Source organism: Aurantimonas marina (assembly GCF_017183135.1).
In the GTDB taxonomy this organism is placed as follows: domain Bacteria; phylum Pseudomonadota; class Alphaproteobacteria; order Rhizobiales; family Rhizobiaceae; genus Aurantimonas; species Aurantimonas marina.
In genome coordinates this window covers 125,417-142,157 of the sequence record NZ_JADDXW010000002.1, presented here as the reverse complement: position 1 = coordinate 142,157, position 16,741 = coordinate 125,417, and the positions used below count along the sequence as shown (strand labels likewise).

General features: G+C 65.4%; 18 protein-coding genes. 8 read left to right on the top strand and 10 right to left on the bottom strand.

Annotated elements, in window-relative coordinates:
• Positions 1-7 precede the first annotated feature (7 nt).
• From ING15_RS03415 to ygfZ, 3 genes are read right to left on the bottom strand one after another with little or no spacing between them, the layout of a single operon-like run.
• Positions 8-523 carry a tyrosine phosphatase family protein gene (locus tag ING15_RS03415; protein ID WP_206453378.1) on the bottom strand — a complete coding sequence of 172 codons (516 nt, stop codon included), beginning with the start codon at positions 521-523 and terminating at the stop codon, positions 8-10.
• A 32-nt stretch (positions 524-555) separates the two neighbouring features.
• Positions 556-1,197 (bottom strand): HD domain-containing protein, encoded by a 642-nt coding sequence (locus ING15_RS03410; protein ID WP_206453377.1) that lies wholly within the window; start codon positions 1,195-1,197, stop codon positions 556-558.
• On the bottom strand, positions 1,194-2,051 hold the full coding sequence (gene ygfZ / locus ING15_RS03405; protein ID WP_206453376.1) for a CAF17-like 4Fe-4S cluster assembly/insertion protein YgfZ: 858 nt from the start codon (positions 2,049-2,051) through the stop codon (positions 1,194-1,196). The genes ING15_RS03410 and ygfZ overlap by 4 nt, the downstream gene beginning before the upstream one ends.
• Before the next feature lie 75 nt (positions 2,052-2,126).
• Here ygfZ and ING15_RS03400 point away from each other — a divergent pair, with 75 nt between their 5' ends.
• On the top strand, positions 2,127-3,473 hold the full coding sequence (locus ING15_RS03400; protein ID WP_232845538.1) for a dihydroorotase: 1,347 nt from the start codon (positions 2,127-2,129) through the stop codon (positions 3,471-3,473).
• A gap of 78 nt (positions 3,474-3,551) precedes the next feature.
• On the opposite strand, the gene ING15_RS03395 is transcribed toward ING15_RS03400, so the two are convergent.
• The 4 genes from ING15_RS03395 to ING15_RS03380 all read right to left on the bottom strand — a co-directional run bounded on the left by ING15_RS03395 (position 3,552) and on the right by ING15_RS03380 (position 5,838).
• Positions 3,552-4,397 carry a hypothetical protein gene (locus tag ING15_RS03395; RefSeq protein ID WP_206453374.1) on the bottom strand — a complete coding sequence of 282 codons (846 nt, stop codon included), beginning with the start codon at positions 4,395-4,397 and terminating at the stop codon, positions 3,552-3,554.
• 43 nt (positions 4,398-4,440) lie between these two features.
• Positions 4,441-4,701 carry a hypothetical protein gene (locus tag ING15_RS03390; protein WP_206453373.1) on the bottom strand — a complete coding sequence of 87 codons (261 nt, stop codon included), beginning with the start codon at positions 4,699-4,701 and terminating at the stop codon, positions 4,441-4,443.
• Between the two features lie 104 nt (positions 4,702-4,805).
• The gene (locus ING15_RS03385) at positions 4,806-5,264 is read right to left on the bottom strand and encodes a TIGR02301 family protein (RefSeq protein WP_206453372.1); all 459 of its coding nucleotides are present in this window, start codon (positions 5,262-5,264) and stop codon (positions 4,806-4,808) included.
• Between the two features lie 145 nt (positions 5,265-5,409).
• Positions 5,410-5,838: an NUDIX domain-containing protein gene (locus tag ING15_RS03380; protein ID WP_206453371.1), complete on the bottom strand. Its 429-nt coding sequence runs from the start codon at positions 5,836-5,838 to the stop codon at positions 5,410-5,412.
• A gap of 48 nt (positions 5,839-5,886) precedes the next feature.
• Here ING15_RS03380 and ING15_RS03375 point away from each other — a divergent pair, with 48 nt between their 5' ends.
• The gene (locus ING15_RS03375) at positions 5,887-6,666 is read left to right on the top strand and encodes an SOS response-associated peptidase (protein WP_332873759.1); all 780 of its coding nucleotides are present in this window, start codon (positions 5,887-5,889) and stop codon (positions 6,664-6,666) included.
• Positions 6,667-6,706: 40 nt separating this feature from the next.
• Positions 6,707-7,327: a LysE/ArgO family amino acid transporter gene (locus ING15_RS03370; RefSeq protein WP_206453370.1), complete on the top strand. Its 621-nt coding sequence runs from the start codon at positions 6,707-6,709 to the stop codon at positions 7,325-7,327.
• Here the strand turns inward: ING15_RS03370 and ING15_RS03365 are convergent.
• Positions 7,310-7,495 carry a hypothetical protein gene (locus ING15_RS03365; protein ID WP_206453369.1) on the bottom strand — a complete coding sequence of 62 codons (186 nt, stop codon included), beginning with the start codon at positions 7,493-7,495 and terminating at the stop codon, positions 7,310-7,312. The two genes, ING15_RS03370 and ING15_RS03365, sit on opposite strands and share 18 nt — an antisense overlap.
• A gap of 337 nt (positions 7,496-7,832) precedes the next feature.
• Between ING15_RS03365 and cysS the strand changes: the two genes are divergently transcribed.
• The 5 genes from cysS to ING15_RS03340 all read left to right on the top strand — a co-directional run bounded on the left by cysS (position 7,833) and on the right by ING15_RS03340 (position 14,621).
• Complete coding sequence (cysS, locus tag ING15_RS03360) at positions 7,833-9,371, top strand: cysteine--tRNA ligase (protein ID WP_206453368.1); 1,539 nt, start codon at positions 7,833-7,835, stop codon at positions 9,369-9,371.
• 265 nt (positions 9,372-9,636) lie between these two features.
• On the top strand, positions 9,637-11,337 hold the full coding sequence (locus ING15_RS19815; RefSeq protein ID WP_206453367.1) for a murein hydrolase activator EnvC family protein: 1,701 nt from the start codon (positions 9,637-9,639) through the stop codon (positions 11,335-11,337).
• The gene (locus ING15_RS03350; RefSeq protein WP_206453366.1) at positions 11,327-12,667 is read left to right on the top strand and encodes a S41 family peptidase; all 1,341 of its coding nucleotides are present in this window, start codon (positions 11,327-11,329) and stop codon (positions 12,665-12,667) included. Before ING15_RS19815 ends, ING15_RS03350 begins: the two co-directional genes overlap by 11 nt.
• 173 nt (positions 12,668-12,840) lie before the next feature.
• Positions 12,841-13,998, top strand: a complete 1,158-nt coding sequence (locus ING15_RS03345; RefSeq protein ID WP_232845537.1) for a divergent polysaccharide deacetylase family protein — start codon at positions 12,841-12,843, stop codon at positions 13,996-13,998.
• 98 nt (positions 13,999-14,096) lie between these two features.
• Positions 14,097-14,621, top strand: coding sequence for an RNA pyrophosphohydrolase (locus ING15_RS03340; protein WP_206453364.1), 525 nt, complete (start codon positions 14,097-14,099; stop codon positions 14,619-14,621).
• A 140-nt stretch (positions 14,622-14,761) separates the two neighbouring features.
• On the opposite strand, the gene ING15_RS03335 is transcribed toward ING15_RS03340, so the two are convergent.
• Positions 14,762-15,166 carry a F0F1 ATP synthase subunit epsilon gene (locus tag ING15_RS03335; RefSeq protein WP_206453363.1) on the bottom strand — a complete coding sequence of 135 codons (405 nt, stop codon included), beginning with the start codon at positions 15,164-15,166 and terminating at the stop codon, positions 14,762-14,764.
• Between the two features lie 106 nt (positions 15,167-15,272).
• The gene (gene atpD, locus ING15_RS03330) at positions 15,273-16,727 is read right to left on the bottom strand and encodes a F0F1 ATP synthase subunit beta (RefSeq protein ID WP_206453362.1); all 1,455 of its coding nucleotides are present in this window, start codon (positions 16,725-16,727) and stop codon (positions 15,273-15,275) included.
• Between the last annotated feature and the right edge of the window lie 14 nt (positions 16,728-16,741).

Sequence of the window (16,741 nt, the reverse complement as noted above, 5' to 3'; positions counted from 1 at the left end):
CGCGTCGTTAAAGCGCCAGCGGCAGGACGAAGGGCGTGCCCGAGAAGGCGTCCTCGCCGCGGCCGATCGCATGGATCGCCGCGATCATGCGGCCGCCGCGTTGGAGCTTTTCGTCGGCCAGTGCGACGAGCCGCCGATTGGGCGTCGCGGACGGGGCGCGCCGCCGCAACTCCTGCGCCAGCGCGGCTTCCTTCAGGTCCGGATTGATCGCCAGCGCCAGGATGAAGGCGGCGGCGGTGGACCGGCTGATCCCGGCCCAGCAGTGGATCGCCAGCGGCTTTTCCCGGTCCCAGCGCCGGCCGAACACCAACAGTTCGTCGATATGGTCCAACGAGGGGGCGATCATGCCCTCGACCGGCTCGGCGATGTCGTCGAAGCCAAGAAAGAGATGCCGCTCGACAGCGACCCCATCCGGTCGCGGCACCACCGTATCGGCATTGATCAGCGTCACGAGATCGAGCGCGCCATGCTGAGCGACGGTGGCGGGCAGTTCGGCGAGGGAAGAGACGACGAGATAGGACATGCGCCGACATTATGTCCGGGCCGCGTGTCCTGTCACCCCCGTCTGGCCGCTTTGCCGACAGCTGCCGTTGGGGCCGCCACTGCGCCGTCAAGTTCCGCGAATCGCTTCAGGAAGGCCGCCTCTGTCGCCGCCGTCGCCACCGGCGTGAAATCCTCCGCGTCGAGGCGCGCTGCTCCGGGCTTGCCGAAGAAAGCCGCCGCTTCATGCGCTTCGAAGCCGGCGAGCAGTGTCGCCTCGAAATAGGCCGAGATCCGGTCGGCGGTCTTGATCGCCTTCTCGACCGGGGCGGGAAGCCTCGCCGGCAAGCCGAAACGCAGATGCACCGCCGCCTGGAGCCGCTTTTCGACCAGCTTGTAGTCGCCGCCCATGACGCTCTTGAAGGGCGAGATCATGTCGCCGATGACATATTCTGGCCCGTCATGGAGCAGAGCGGCTAGGCGCCAGCGCGGGTCGCTTTCACCCCGCGCCACGATCGCCTCGACGATCAACGAATGTTGGGCGACGGAAAAGGCATGGTCGCCGCGCGTCTGGCCGTTCCAGCGGGCGACGCGGGCAAGGCCATGGGCGATGTCCTCGATCTCGACGTCGAGCGGCGAGGGGTCGAGCAGATCGAGCCGGCGGCCCGACAGCATCCGTTGCCAGACCCGCTTCGGCTTGGGTCCGACCCGGCTCATTCGTCGGTCCCGGAAACGGCCTGGTTCGGCTCGGGCAGGGAAAAGCCCGCCCAGGGCGGAATCGTCGCGGTCAGCGGCACGCCGTCCGAAGACAGCGTTTCGCCCTTTGCCAGAGCGGCCGCCAGCCGGTCGATCCGCACGAAGCCGAATCCGTCCGCGCCGGTTGTCGCCAATACGGTCCCTATGGTCTTGCCGGCTGCCGCGATGTTGGCGCCGGGGGTCAGATGCCGCTCGCCGGACAAGAGCATCAGGCGGCGACGCGCCGTGCCGCGATGCTGCATCCGCGAAACCACCTCCTGGCCGACGAAGCAACCCTTCTTGAAGGAGACGCCGCCGTTCTGATCGAGCAGCACGTCGTGGGGAAAGACATCGGCGCCCGGATAGTCGGTCTCGGCCTCGGCGATGCCGGCTGCGACGCGTAGCGCGTGATAGTCGCGCGGGTCTGCCTCGTCGACCCCGGCGGGCGCTTCGCCATAGTGCCGCGCGACGTCGCCCTCCGGATATCGCCGGTCGACGAAGGAGCCGCTGAGGGCGGCGTTCGCCTCGCCCCACAGTCCGAACACGGGAGTCGCGTCTGGCTCGATCGCGACCTTGCTGCGCAAGCGATACAGTCTCAGGCGCTTGGTCAGGTCCGCCGCCGCGGCCAGGGCGCAGTCAATGCGATAGCCGCCCTCGATTCGTCCGATCAGGAAGTCGAACAGGATCTTGCCCTGCGGTGTCAAAAGCGCTGAGGGCCGCATCTCCGCCGCGCCGAGTTGGTCAAGGTCGGCGGTGACCAGCGTCTGAAGGAAATGATCGGCATCGTCACCGGTGACGGCGAGAACGGTCCGCTCCGGCAATTGGGCGTAGGGCATGGGCGGCTCGCTTGTGTGATCCAACTCAGTTACGTAAGCCGGACACGGCAGAGGGACAAGCACGGGGCAGCATCGATGGGTACCACCGCCACGACCTACCAGACGGTTCTCAAGGGCGGTACGGTCGTCAATCAGGACGGCGCCGGCATCCGCGATATCGGGATCATCGACGGACGGATCGCGGCGATCGGGACGATCGATCCGGCATCGGCCGGGAGTGTGATCGACTGTACCGGCCTGCACGTGCTGCCGGGTGTCATCGACAGCCAGGTGCATTTTCGCGAACCTGGCGCCGAGCATAAGGAAGACCTTGAAACCGGCTCACGCGCCGCCGTCCTCGGGGGCGTCACCTGCGTCTTCGAGATGCCGAACACCAATCCGCTGACCACGAGCGAGGCGGCGCTGGCCGACAAGCTGCGTCGCGGTCGCCACCGGATGCACTGCGACTTCGCCTTCTGGGTCGGCGGCACGCGCGAGAACGCGGCGGAGGTCGCCGAACTGGAGCGGCTGCCGGGCGCCGCCGGCATCAAGGTGTTCATGGGCTCATCGACCGGCTCGCTGCTGGTCGAGGACGACGACGGCGTCCGCGAAATCCTGAAACGCACGCGCCGGCGCGCCGCCTTCCACTCCGAGGACGAGTTCCGCCTGCGCGAGCGGGCGGCGCTCAGGGTCGAGAATGATCCCGCCTCGCATCCGGTCTGGCGCGACGAGATCGCCGCGCTCAAATGCACCGAGCGACTGGTGCGGATCGCCGAGGAGGAGGGCGCCTGCATCCATGTCCTGCACATCTCGACCGCCGAGGAGATCGCGTTTCTCGCCGGTCACAAACGCAACGTTACCTGCGAGGCGACGCCGCATCACCTGACGATGACGGCGGACGATTATGCCCGCCTCGGCACCAAGCTGCAGATGAACCCGCCGGTGCGCGAGGCGCGCCACCGCGACGGCATCTGGCGGGGCATCGCCGACGGCGTCGTCGACGTTCTCGGCTCGGACCACGCGCCACACACGCTGGAGGAAAAGGCCAAGCCCTATCCGCAGTCGCCCTCGGGCATGACCGGGGTCCAGACGCTGGTGCCGATCATGCTCGATCACGTGGCGAATAACCGGCTGTCGCTCGCGCGCTTCGTCGACCTCACCTCGGCCGGGCCGCAGCGCATCTTCGGCATCGCCGGGAAGGGCCGGATTGCGCTCGGCTACGATGCCGATTTTACCATCGTCGATCTGAAGCGTCAGGCGACGATCACCGATTCATGGATCGGCTCGCGCGCGCAATGGACGCCCTATGACGGCAAGCAGGTCACCGGCTGGCCCGTCGGCACGATGGTCCGTGGCCGCCGGGTCATGTGGGATGGTGAACTGGTCGAGAGCGCGACCGGCGAGCCGGTGGAATTTCTGGAGGCGCTGCCGGTCCGACGATAGGCGCGGGACGCTCTGTCATCTGCCTCAACATGCCACGGCGCGCTGGGGGCGGGGTGGAAACGGCCACCTCCAGAATGTTCAGTCGCCGGCGACGAAGAAGCTGAGTCGCCCGTCCGGCGAAATGCCGACGCGGTAGAAATTATAGGCGCCAAACTCCTTCATCGCCTTATAGTCCCCGGCGGTGACGAGCTCGAACAGTTCGACCCGCTGCGGCCGCGACAGGCTGTCGATGGCAACCTGGGTAAAATACGGCCAGACATAGATCTCGTTGTCGGCACCCGGTTCGACACGGACGTGGCCGGCCTGGAGAAGCTCCAGAAGAATCGCCAGAATTTCCAGGCCTTCGCCATCGCCGGAATTCTGTTTCAGGAATGCGATCGGATCGCCGCCGACATCGCCAAAGGATAGCACCGTCCCGTCGTCGCCGGGTTCGATATAGGGGCGCAATTTCTCGATCTCGCCGGCCTTGGCGATCGCGATGAGTATGGCGCGAAGGTCGCGCACCGGCGCGGGCAGTCCTTCGTCGCCATAGGCGATCTCGGTGGCGAGCGGGACGGCGAGCACGGTATTGGCGGCGGCGGAAGGGGGATGCGCTTCGTCGCCGATGCCGCGCGCGGGTTCCGCGGCGGGCGGCAATGGCGTTTCACCGTCGTCGGTCCGCCCGGGACCGGTGTCGTCCTGGCTGTCGCCTTCGACGGGCGCCGTGGGAGGAGCGCTCGCGTCAGTGTCCGCTGAGGGCAGCGGCGGTAAGGGAACGACAAGGATCCCTTCCTTGGAATCCGATTGTCGTCCCTCAGTCGGTTCGATCTGGGAGAAGGCCTGTGCGTTGGCCGCAACGAGCACTGCCATGCCGAATGCCGCAGTGCGGATGACAAGGTTCACGCGGCGCATCAACTCGGCAAAACTTTCACTGCCTTCGAACAAGCGCCGGGATGCCGGCACGACAAAACGATACTGCCCTGCGCGCCTACTGAATGGTGCGGTTCGGCCGGAACTCTCCAAACTCGATTCGCTGGCGCAACGCTTCGACCATTCCGAGGACATCGTCCTCGCCATGCAGCCGGACGAGTTCGGTCAGTGCGGTCGTGATGGCGGTCTCCGCCAGAATCTCGGCCTCGATCCCGTCCGAGATGCCGTCGGCCCAGGCTTCGTTGTGATATTCGAAAGCGACTTGCTTCTTTTCGGCCTGGATCATCTCGTCCAGTTCGGCACCCTGCAAATCGATCATTGCGATCCCCTCAATTCCAGCCTTTCGGCTTCACGTCCCGTTAACGTCCTAACACGATCTCGTTGCAAAAATCGAAGCTGTTTTCGAGGACCGTTAATCCGAGGTTAATTTCCGTACCTAGCGCCAATCTCGCGTGCGAGCGTCGCCCCCTCGCCCTGATAGCGATTGACCGCGACGCGAGCGGCCGGTGTGCAACTGCGGTAGGTCGATTCGAACGCGCGGTAGCCGCTGTTGAAACTCGCCACCAGATGTCTCCTGTCAGCTTCGTTCGGCGCTTGTGCCTCGATCAGCTCCCGCATTTTCTCCCGCCACACGGAGGCCTGAGGATCGTTGCAAAGCGTCCGCAGGAAATGCATCGACCCGAGAATCGAAGCGAGGCGGTTCAACGACTTCGTGTAGGGCGCGTCGATCGGCGCCACCGTCGCCGGCGCGGTCTCCCCGTCCACGGCGCTCTCTTCCTGCGTCGGCGTTTCGGCCGTCTGTGCGTGTAGGTCCGTGTCGGCGACAGAGCCCAGAAGGATCGCCGCAACGACGATGGCCGGTAAAGGAACACGCAGACGCATGGAAAATCTTTCAGCTCTCATTAACGGATTTGCAAGACTTGCCTTGGTTTGCCGGGCCTTATCCCGCGGCATGCGCCATTCTGGCAACAACCAAAGGCGCCGCCGAACGGCGACAATCCACCGAAATCGGCGTCGGGGCCTGCGCTCAGCGCTCCGCCAGATGCTCCACGGCGGCGCTCACGGCCTGCCAGAGACCCGGCGTCGTTCGGCCCTCGGCGTCGGCCGCAGCGATGTCCACCAAGCTCATCACATGCAGCGCAGCGGCGTCGCCCGCCGCTTGCATCGCCGCATCCTCGGGAATCCGTCCACAGAAAACAGCGATCACGGCGTGAAATGATGCGTCAATCGCCTCGTGCAGTCGCAGGAACACCAGCGGTCCGGCGATCACGCCGGTTTCCTCGGCCAGCTCGCGCCGCGCCGCGGTCTCGAGGCGCTCGCCCGACATCACCTTGCCGCCGGGCAGGCTCAGGCGGCCGGCGAAGGGCGACTGTCCCCGTTCGACCAGGAGAACGCGATCGCGACTCATCAGGCAGACAGAGACGCCGACAAGCGGGCGGGCAGGGGGGCTATCCATGGTGTCTCATTCCGATCGGCTTCCGTTGCCTGCGCACTTCTTGACTTCATGCCATCGCTCCGGCTCAACAGCGCCATGTGCGGACGCTTCACCCTGACGGCAACCCCGGAGACGATAGCCGAAATGCTGGCGCTGGCGGAGATCGAGTCGTTTCCCCCGCGCTACAACATCGCGCCCACCCAGCCCATCCTGATCGTCCTAGGCGGGCAGGCGGATCGGCCCGAAGCGAATTCGCCGAACCGGATGGCGGTTCTGGCGCGATGGGGGTTTATCCCGTCCTGGGTGAAGGACTGGCGGAGTTTTCCGTTGCTGTTCAACGCCCGAGCCGAGACGGCGGCCGAGAAGAATTCCTTTCGCGCGGCGATGCGATACCGCCGCTGCCTGATCCCCACCAGCGGTTTCTACGAATGGCGGCGGCGGGGGAAGGCGAAATCGGAGGCCTATTTCCTGCGGCCCGGCGACGGTGCTCCCTTCTGCTTCGCTGGCTTGGCGGAAACCTGGCTTGGCGCCGACGGCAGCGAGGTCGACACCGCCGCGATCCTCACGACGGCCGCCAATCGGCGGATTGCGCCGATCCACGAACGGATGCCGGTCGTCGTGAACCCGGCCGATTACGCGCGCTGGCTGAACTGCAGGGACAACGACCCGTCGTCGGTCGCCGATATTCTGCAGGCTGCCAACGACGATTTCTTCCACCCGGTGCACGTGTCGGACCGCGTCAACGCCGTGGCGAACACCGATCCGGACATCCAGCGCCCGATCGCCGAGGCCGAACCGCTGCCAACCGGCACCGACGCGGCGCTCGATGTTCAACGGAAACTGCTTTGACCGACGTCTTCCAAACGCGAACCCATCGACACGGACAGCCATGACGAACCTCCTGCCGGCGGCCTTTGGCGGCTTTGCCCTCGGACTCGGCCTGATCGTGGCGATCGGCGCCCAGAACGCCTTCGTTCTCGAACGCGGCCTGGTGCGTAATCACGTCCTCGCCGTCGTGCTGGTCTGCAGCCTGTCGGATGCCCTGCTGATCGCCGCCGGCGTCGCCGGCCTCGGCAGCCTGATCACCGGCGCGCCCAGTGTTGTCCGGTTCGTCACCTTCGCCGGCGCCGCGTTCTTGTACGTCTATGCCTTTCTGGCGCTGCGCCGCGCCTTCGACCACAACGCCATGGCGGTGCGGGGTGGCCGGCTCATGAGCCGACGCGCGACGCTCGCGACGGTGCTGGGGCTGACGTTCCTCAACCCGCATGTCTATCTGGATACGGTGGTTCTGCTGGGAAGCCTGTCGGCACGCTACGAAACGGGCGCGGAAAAAGCCGCCTATGCCGGCGGCGCGATGGCCGCCTCGGTCGTCTGGTTCATGGCGCTTGGCTACGGCGCGCGATTGTTGGCGCCGCTCTTTCGAAAACCCGCCGCGTGGCGGCTTCTGGACCTTCTGATCGCCGCGGTGATGGCGATGCTCGCAACCGGCCTGCTAGTCGGCGGCGGGTAGCGCACCCGACGACGCATTGTCAGCGTCCGTCTTTGCCTGCTTCTGCTTGCAGCAGCATTGGCTCGCCGCCGCGATCGCCGGGATGCCGATCTCGTGGTAGTTTCTTTCAAGATCGACGTCGCGATCGCGTTCGCTCCTGGAGCGGAATTGGATAGTTTCGGTTTTCATGACCTCGATCCGTGGCTCGTGTGAACAGCTACAGGGCACCCCGATCGTGCCATTTTCAAGGGCAATGGCTAAGTCGAACTTAACGCCCTAAGCCTTTGTCCTCCTTAACATTATGAAGTGGTAATCCCGCCACAAGCCTGTGGTTCCAAAGTGGCAAGAATTTTCCCGAATTCCCTGCGAAATCGGACGATTGTTGCGTGGAGGCTCACGGGCAATCACAGGGCATTTGTCGCTGTCAGACAAGTTGTTCGGCCGCGACGGGGCGAAGCGCGTTTGTCAGCCGCCGAAATTGGCGTTAGCGAGAGCGCTGCAATGACGAGCGCGGCGAGGACGACGCATGGATGACGGGTTTCGCGGGCTGAGGCTCTGGAACACGATGACGCGGACGAAGGAGGAGTTTCGGCCGCTCGACTGGCAGGATTCGGCAAGCGCCGAGTCGGACCGGCGCGTGCGTCTTTATGTCTGCGGCCCGACCGTCTACGACTACGCCCATATCGGCAACGCCCGGCCGGTTATCGTTTTCGACGTGCTCTACCGGCTGCTGCGCCATGTTTATGGCGCCGATCATGTCACCTATGTCCGCAACATTACCGACGTCGACGACAAGATCAACGCGCGGGCGGCGCGTGACTATCCCGACCTGCCGCTGAACGAAGCGATCGCGCGCGTGACCAAGGCGACGGCCGAGCAGTTCCACGCCGACGTCGCCGCTCTCGGCTGCCTTCCCCCGACGCACGAGCCGCGCGCGACCGAGTTCGTCACCGGCCGCGCCGACGGCCACGACATGGTGTCGATGATCCGGACGCTGATCGACAAGGGCAACGCCTACGAGGCCGACGGCGAGGTGCTGTTCGACGTCACCTCGATGCCGGACTACGGCAAGCTGTCAAACCGGCGTCTGGAGGACCAGCAGGCCGGGGCGCGGATCGCGGTCGACAGCCACAAGAAGCATCCCGGCGACTTCGTCCTGTGGAAGCTCTCGGCCGAGAACGAGCCGGGCTGGGAGGCGCCCTGGGGGCAAGAGGCGTGGACGGCCGCGGGCCGGACAGGGACACCGAAAGGCCGGCCCGGCTGGCACATCGAATGCTCGGCGATGGCCGAAGCCTATCTCGGCGAGACCTTCGACATCCACGGCGGCGGGCTCGACCTGATCTTTCCGCACCACGAGAACGAGATCGCCCAGTCGCGCTGCGCCCACGGCACCGACAAGATGGCGCAGGTCTGGATGCACAACGGCTATCTGCAGGTCGAGGGCCGCAAGATGAGCAAGTCGGAGGGCAACTTCGTTACGATCGCCGACGTCCTCCAACGCGAAATAATATGGTTGACCATGCTCTCGGACGATTCCGAGACGTGGTCTAAACGGCGTAGACAGTGGAACGGTCTTGCCGCCCGTCTTGCGATTCTACAGTCTCATTATCGCGCTCCGATAGACTGGACAGATAAGCGTCATATCGATGCGCGAGCCGAAATCTATGACTGGTATCTTCTGATCAAGAAGGGTTTTTCTTCAATTCGGACTCTCGTGTCCGACGTCGATGTGGTGACGTCCCTCAAGGACGACATGAATACCCCAGATGCCATTGCTGGTCTTCGCCGCCTCTATTCGGCACGCGATGCACTGGCGCTACGGGACGGTATGGAAATTCTGGGTCTGTATGACTCCGAACTCGCGGATAGCTTCGATACGACCGAGTTGGATCTCGACGCGGATACACGGATGAAGATTGACCAACGTCTCGCCCTCATCCGAGCCAAGAACTGGGCCGAGGCCGACCGGATTCGCGACGAGCTTTTGGCCAAGGGCATCCAGCTCAAGGACGGCAAGGACCCGGAGACCGGCGAGCGCGTCACCACCTGGGAGGTGAAGCGGTAGCGTCTGCCTTCGTCATCCCGACTTGAGGCGGCCCAGTCCAGCCGCACGAGCCGCGAGGCCGCGACGGCTGCCGCCGTCGGAGCGGGAATAATCGCGAAGCCGCCGCCCGGGTGGGCGATGGTTGATCGATTGTTAAGTCGCTGATTCTATCGTCGATCTCGGTAGGCGGAACCGGGCAACTCGTCTATCCTGACAGGCGGATCGCGGAGGACGAACGGTCTTGGTCGAAAGGCGGACAGGCAAGGCTGGACGAGGTTTGCGCGGGGTGCGAATCACCGCCGCCGCGATCGCCTGCGCCATCGCCCTGCCGGCCCCGACCGGTGCGCAGCCGGATGCGGTTCGCACCGAGGCCAAACTCCTCGAGTCCGCCATCGATTCGATGCAGGTCGCCTCGATCCAGTCCGCCCGCTCCGCCATCCTGGAAAAACAGCGCCGCAAGACCGCCGCCGATCTGGTGGCCGTTGCCAGTTCCATCGCGTTGTCGCGGGAGACGATCCGATCGCTCGACGCAGAGATCGCCGCACTGGCGAAGGACCGGGACCGGATTCGCCAGGCGATGATCGATGCCGCGGCCGCCCAGAAGGCGGTCAGCGAGGAATTGGCGGCGACCGAGGGGCGGGTCGACGAACTGGCCAGTGAAGAGGGGCTGATCAAGGCCTCGCTCAACGAGCAGCGCGGCGTCCTCGCCGAAGTTCTGGCGGCCTTGCAGCGCATGGGCCGCAAGCCGCCGCCGGCGCTGCTGGTCAAGCCGCGCGATGCGCTCGGCTCCGTCCGCAGCGCCATTCTTCTCGGCGCGGTCGTTCCCGCCATTCGCGAGGAAACCGACCGGCTCGTCGCCGATCTGGAACGCCTGGACACGGTTCGCGCCGCCATCGTCTCCGAGACGCGGCGCTTTGCCGGCCAGGTCGCCCGGCACCGCGAGGAGGAAGCGCGCCTCGCCCGGCTGTTCGCCGAGAAGGAGAAACTCGAAGCAACGAACCGCGAACGCCGGATGGCCGAAGCCGCACGGACGGCGGATCTCGCGGAAAAGGCGACAGACCTGAAAGATCTCATCGCCTCGTTGCAGAACGAGGTCGACAGCGCCAGGGCCGCCGAGGATGCGGCGCGCCTCGCACAGATGCGCCGCCAGACCGAGGAAAAGGCAAAGGCGGCCGAAGCCCGGCGCTTGGCGGAGGCCCGGCGCATGGAAGAGGAGCGCCTGACGCGCGAGGCGCGTGTCATCGCGCGGCGCGCGGAGGAGACAAGGCGGCTGGCCGAGGCGCGCGACGCGGAAGCGGCGCGGACGCGGGAGGCCCCAATCGAGGACGTTCCGGAGACGGTCGTCGCCACGGTCCAGCCACCGGCGGCAGAAGCATCGTCCGCGCCCGGCAATGGGGCGCGGGAGAGCGAGCCGGCCGGCGCGGGAACGGTCGAAACCGCCGCGTTGCAACCCGCCGACGCGCCGTCCGCGGACGCGACGCCCGAATACGACATCGCGTCACTTCGTCGTGAGGCGGCGCGGCTCGAACCGGCCGCCGCATTTTCGACAATGAAAGGCCGTTTGTCGAAACCGATAGCTGGCAAGCAGCTGATCGGATTCGGCGGGGCGGACGATATTGGGCGGGAGACGACGGGAGCATCCTTCGCTGCGCGGCCAGGTGACGCGGTTACGGCGCCGGCGGATGGCCGCGTTTTGTATTCCGGGCCGTTCCGGTCCTATGGTCAGCTCTTGATCCTGGACGCCGGCGACGGCTATCATGTCGTGCTCGCCGGTATGGAGCGGATCGACGTTGAGACCGGCCAATTCGTTTCGGCGGGCGAGCCCGTGGCGGTCATGGGCGCGCGGCGCCTTGCCAGTGTCGCGGTGGCGGAATTCGGTGCGACCCATCCCGCGCTTTATGTCGAGTTCCGCAAGGACGGAAAACCGGTTGATCCGTCTGCCTGGTGGATGGACGAACCCTCTGGAAGGACGACGAATGATTCGTAAGCTTTCGATACTCTTCGCCGGGGCGCTGATGGGGGCGACGGCGATGACCGTCGTTACTCAGAACGCCGGCACCGCCAACGCGGCGGGCTCCGATACCTATCGCCAGCTTGCGATCTTCGGCGATGTGTTCGAGCGAGTTCGCGCGCAATATGTCGACGAGCCGGATGATCAGAAACTGATCGAGACGGCCATCAACGGCATGCTGACCTCCCTCGATCCGCATTCGAGCTACATGAACGCCAAGGAAGCGGCGGACATGCGAACCGAGACCCGCGGTCAGTTCGGCGGCCTCGGCATCGAAGTCACCATGGAGGACGAACTCGTCAAGGTGGTCTCGCCCTTTGAAGGCACGCCCGCCGACAAGGCCGGCGTCATGGCCGGCGATCTGATCGCCGAGATCGACGGCGAGCAGGTGCGTGGCCTCACCCTCGGCGAGGCCGTCGAGAAGATGAAGGGCGACATCGGCACCAGCGTTAGCCTGACGATCATTCGCGAAGGCGCGACCAAGCCGGTGCGGCTGACCGTCACGCGCGACGAGATCAAGGTGCCGTCGGTCCGCCATTCGGTCGAGGGCGACATCGGCTATATCAAGCTCTTGAAGTTCAACGAGCAGACCACGATCGGCCTGGAAGCGGCGGTCGCCGACATCAAGGAACAGGTCGGTGAGGACAAGCTCAAGGGCTATATACTCGACCTTCGCCGCAATCCCGGCGGGCTTCTCGACGAGGCGGTGTCGGTCTCCGACGCCTTCCTCGACAATGGCGAGATCGTATCAACTCGCGGTCGCAACTCCGACGAGACGCGGCGCTACAATGCCCGGACTGGCGACGAGATCGACGGCAAGCCGCTCGTCGTCCTCGTCAATGGCGGCTCGGCCTCGGCGTCCGAGATCGTCGCCGGCGCGTTGCAGGATCAGCGGCGCGCGACCGTCGTCGGCTCGCGTTCCTTCGGCAAGGGCTCGGTGCAAACGATCATCCCGCTCGGCGCCAACGGCGCGCTGCGCCTGACGACCGCGCTCTACTACACGCCCTCCGGCCGCTCCATTCAGGGCCGCGGCATCGATCCGGACATCGGCGTCGAGCAGCCGCTGCCGAAGGAAATCCGCGAGCAGATGGGCCTCGATACCGGGGATGAGATCGTGCGTGGCGAGTCCTCGCTGCGCGGTCACATCACCGGCAACGAGGAAGACGACCAGGGTTCCGGCTCGCTCGACTATGTGCCGCCGGAGAAGAAGGACGATCTGCAGATGCAGTACGCGATCGACCTCCTGAACGGCGTCAAGACCAATGCCATGTTCCCTCCGAAGCAGGAAGCGAACGCCGCCAACTGATTCCTTTGCACGCGGCCGGCATATGGCTGGCGATGAACAACCAGGGCCCGGCCATCTTCGGATGACCGGGCCTGTTTCGTTAGGGATGCCAGCCTGCGGTGATCGGAACCCGAACCCATGCGACCGCGATCGCTCGCGAGCCACGATCCAGCTTCGCCGGATAGATGGGAAGAATGCACGGCGAACTCTATGAGCCCCTGGGTCTCGAGCTTGATAACGGCAAAGCCCGCCATCGACCACCCGCATCGGCCCTGGGCGGTCTGAGCCTGGCGGCGCTCGTCGTCGCCGGCTCGCTGGCGACCGCACTCCTCGGACAGCCGGAACGCCGAGTGACGGACTATTTCGCCGAAGAGGCAGCCGGGACGATCAGCGCCGATCAGGTCCCTGTAACGTTGACTGCGGCGCGTCCTGCGCCCGTGGCGAAGGCGTCGCTGCCGATCGTCATCTCCGGTCCGGACGATCCGGTGTTGCGCGAGGGCGGCGTCGGCTTCCGCGTCGAGGATCCGGTCTCCTATCGCCAGCGTCCCTCGGTGGCACATCTGCCCGATCCCGACCTCATCGAGGAGAGCGCTTACGGCCCGCTGCCGACGCGCGGAGCCGACGGCAGACGGCCGTTCGACGTCTATGCCGGGGCTTCGAGCGGCACGCCGGGTGCCCGGATCGCCATCGTCGTCGGCGGCCTCGGCATCAGCCAGACCGGGACGCTGAATGCGCTCAACGCTTTGCCGGCTGCCGTGACGCTTGGCTTCGCACCGGCGGGCAACAGTCTCGGCCGCTGGATGCAGGACGCCCGGCGGGGAGGGCACGAACTCTTGCTGCAGGTGCCGCTCGAGCCGACCGGCTATCCGCAGATCGACCCGGGCGCGAATACATTGACGGTCGCCGACGCCGTGGCCGGTCGCTTTAAGGCGCTTTACGCCTCGCTCGGCCGGATCAGCAACTATGTCGGCATCATGAATTACATGGGCGGGCGGTTTACCGGCGATCCGTCGGCGATGGAATCGTTGATCGCCGAGCTCGGCCAGCGTGGCCTGATGTATCTCGACGATTCCAGCTCCATGCGGTCGCTCGCCAAGGACACGGCGACGCTGCAAAACGTCCCGGTCGCGACCTCCGATGTGATGATCGATGCCACACAGGACGCGTCCGATATCCGCCGTCAGTTGGACACGCTGGAGCGCATCGCCCGCGCCGAGGGATCGGCGATCGGTGTCGCCTCGGCCTTCGACGTCTCGGTCGCTGTCATCACCGAGTGGATTGCCGAGGCCCGCGGGCGCGGCATCGAGATCGTGCCGGTCTCGGCGCTGGCAGTGGATACCGAGCGTCGCTGACGGCCAAGCGCCACCGATGCCCTTGCCCCGATCGCGGGGGGCGCGATAACACCCTGTGAAGGGGAGATCAGCGCCCCGCAAACCGGGGACGGCACAGCATGAAACCGATCGCGTTCGACAATCTTCCCTATCGCCCTTGCGTCGGAGTCATGGTGCTCAATCGCGACGGACTGGTCTGGGCCGGCCGCCGGCTGATGGAGGACAAGGGCGAGATGACCGGGGCGACCCAGCTTTGGCAGATGCCGCAGGGCGGCATCGACAAGGACGAGGACCCGCTGAAGGCGGCGCGCCGCGAACTCTACGAGGAAACCGGGATGCGCGCTGTCTCGTTGCTGGCCGAGGCGCCCGACTGGATCGACTACGATCTGCCGTCCGAACTCGTCGGCATCGCCCTCAAGGGCCGCTATCGGGGCCAGACCCAGCGCTGGTTCGCCTTCCGCTTCGAGGGCGACGACAGCGAGATCGCGATCGATCCTCCGCCGGGCGGACACAGCGCCGAGTTCGACGAATGGGCATGGATGCCGATGGACGTACTGCTCGACCTGATCGTGCCGTTCAAGCGTGGCGTCTATGAACAGGTGATTGCGGCGTTCCGGCATTTGGAGAATGCACCAGCGGACTGACCAGGGCATGCCGCCGAAACTATCAGGGCCGGGAAGCGGGCAACACGACGGATGGTCCAGGCTGAGCATAGCCCCGAAATGCAAAAAGGCCAGCGAAGCACCGGCCTTCCAGAATTCTCAATGACAGATGCGATGGCGGATTACATCCCGACGGCGACCCGCGCTTCGCGCAGCTGGTCGAGGGCGTGCTCTGCCCTGGCTTTGTCTTCCGGCGACTTGGCGTCGGTGACATCCTCCTCGGCGTCCTTGATCTGCTGGTCGAGCTCCGCCGGGTTCAGATCGTCGACGCGGGTGGCGCGTTCAGCGAGCAAGGTGAAGCCGTTCTGGTTCACATCGGCAAAGCCGCCGAGCACGAAGATCTTCTCTTCCGAACCACCTTCCAATGTCGCCACGACAACGCCCGGTTTCAGCGTCGTCATCAGCGGCGCGTGCTTGGCCATGACGGTGAAATAGCCTTCGGTGCCGGGCACGATGACCGCCGTCGCGGCTTCCGACAGGAGCAGCCGCTCGGGAGAGACGAGTTCGAACTGGAAGCTTTCAGCCATCGGTCGCTTGCCTGTCTGGTTCTCCTCCCGGCGAGGGGAGGCATACTGCTTGGGTGGAGGGAGGCGGGCCGGTCAGCCCGCCATCCAATCGTTCGGCGAAATCGTCTCAGGCGGCTTCAGCGGCGAGCTTCTGCGCCTTCTCGACTGCCATCTCGATCGAGCCGACCATGTAGAAGGCGGCTTCCGGCAAGTGATCGTACTCGCCGTCGACAAGGCCCTTGAACGACTTGATCGTGTCTTCGAGCGGCACCAGCTGTCCCGGCGCGCCGGTGAATACCTCGGCGACGAAGAAGGGCTGCGACAGGAAGCGCTCGATCTTGCGGGCGCGCGCCACCGTCAGCTTGTCCTCTTCCGACAGCTCGTCCATGCCGAGAATGGCGATGATGTCCTGCAGCGACTTGTACTTCTGCAAGACGACCTGGACACGCCGCGCCACGTCGTAATGCTCCTCGCCGATGATCATCGGCGACAGCATGCGCGAGTTGGAATCGAGCGGATCGACGGCCGGGTAGATGCCCTTTTCCGAGATCGCGCGGTTGAGCACCGTCGTCGCATCCAGATGGGCGAAGGAGGTCGCCGGCGCCGGATCGGTCAGATCGTCGGCCGGAACGTAGATCGCCTGGACCGAGGTGATCGAGCCCTTGGTGGTCGTGGTGATGCGCTCCTGCATCTGGCCCATGTCCGTTGCCAGAGTCGGCTGATAGCCCACCGCCGAGGGAATGCGGCCGAGCAGCGCCGACACTTCCGAGCCGGCCTGGGTGAAGCGGAAGATGTTGTCGACGAAGAACAGCACGTCCTGGCCCTGATCGCGGAAGTGCTCGGCGATGGTCAGTCCAGTCAGCGCGACGCGGGCGCGGGCGCCGGGAGGCTCGTTCATCTGGCCGTAGACGAGGGCGGCCTTGGAGCCTTCCGCCGAACCGTCGTTCTCGCGCGGATCCTTGTTGACGCCGGACTCGATCATCTCGTGATAGAGGTCGTTGCCCTCGCGGGTCCGCTCGCCGACGCCGGCAAAGACGGAATAACCGCCATGCGCCTTGGCGACATTGTTGATCAGTTCCTGGATCAGAACAGTCTTGCCGACCCCGGCGCCGCCGAACAGGCCGATCTTGCCGCCGCGGGCGTAAGGGGCGAGCAGGTCGATGACCTTGATGCCGGTCACCAGAATCTGCGACTCCGGCGACTGTTCGATATAGGGCGGTGCTTCTTGATGGATGCCGCGCTTGAATTCGTACTGGATCGGCCCGACCTCGTCGATCGGCTCGCCGATGACGTTCATGATTCGGCCAAGGGTGCCGTCACCGACCGGAACCTCGATCGGGCCGCCGGTGTCCTTTACTGGCTGGCCGCGGACCAGACCTTCGGTCAGATCCATGGCGATGGTGCGAACGGTGTTCTGTCCGAGGTGCTGAGCGACCTCGAGCACCAGGCGCATGCCATTGTTGTCGCATTCCAGCGCGTTCAGGATCGCCGGCAGATGGTCATCGAACTCGACGTCGACGACGGCGCCGATGACCTGGGCGACGCGGCCGGTCGCGCCGGAAGTGTTTACGTTGTCAGCCATCGGAGGCCTCCTCT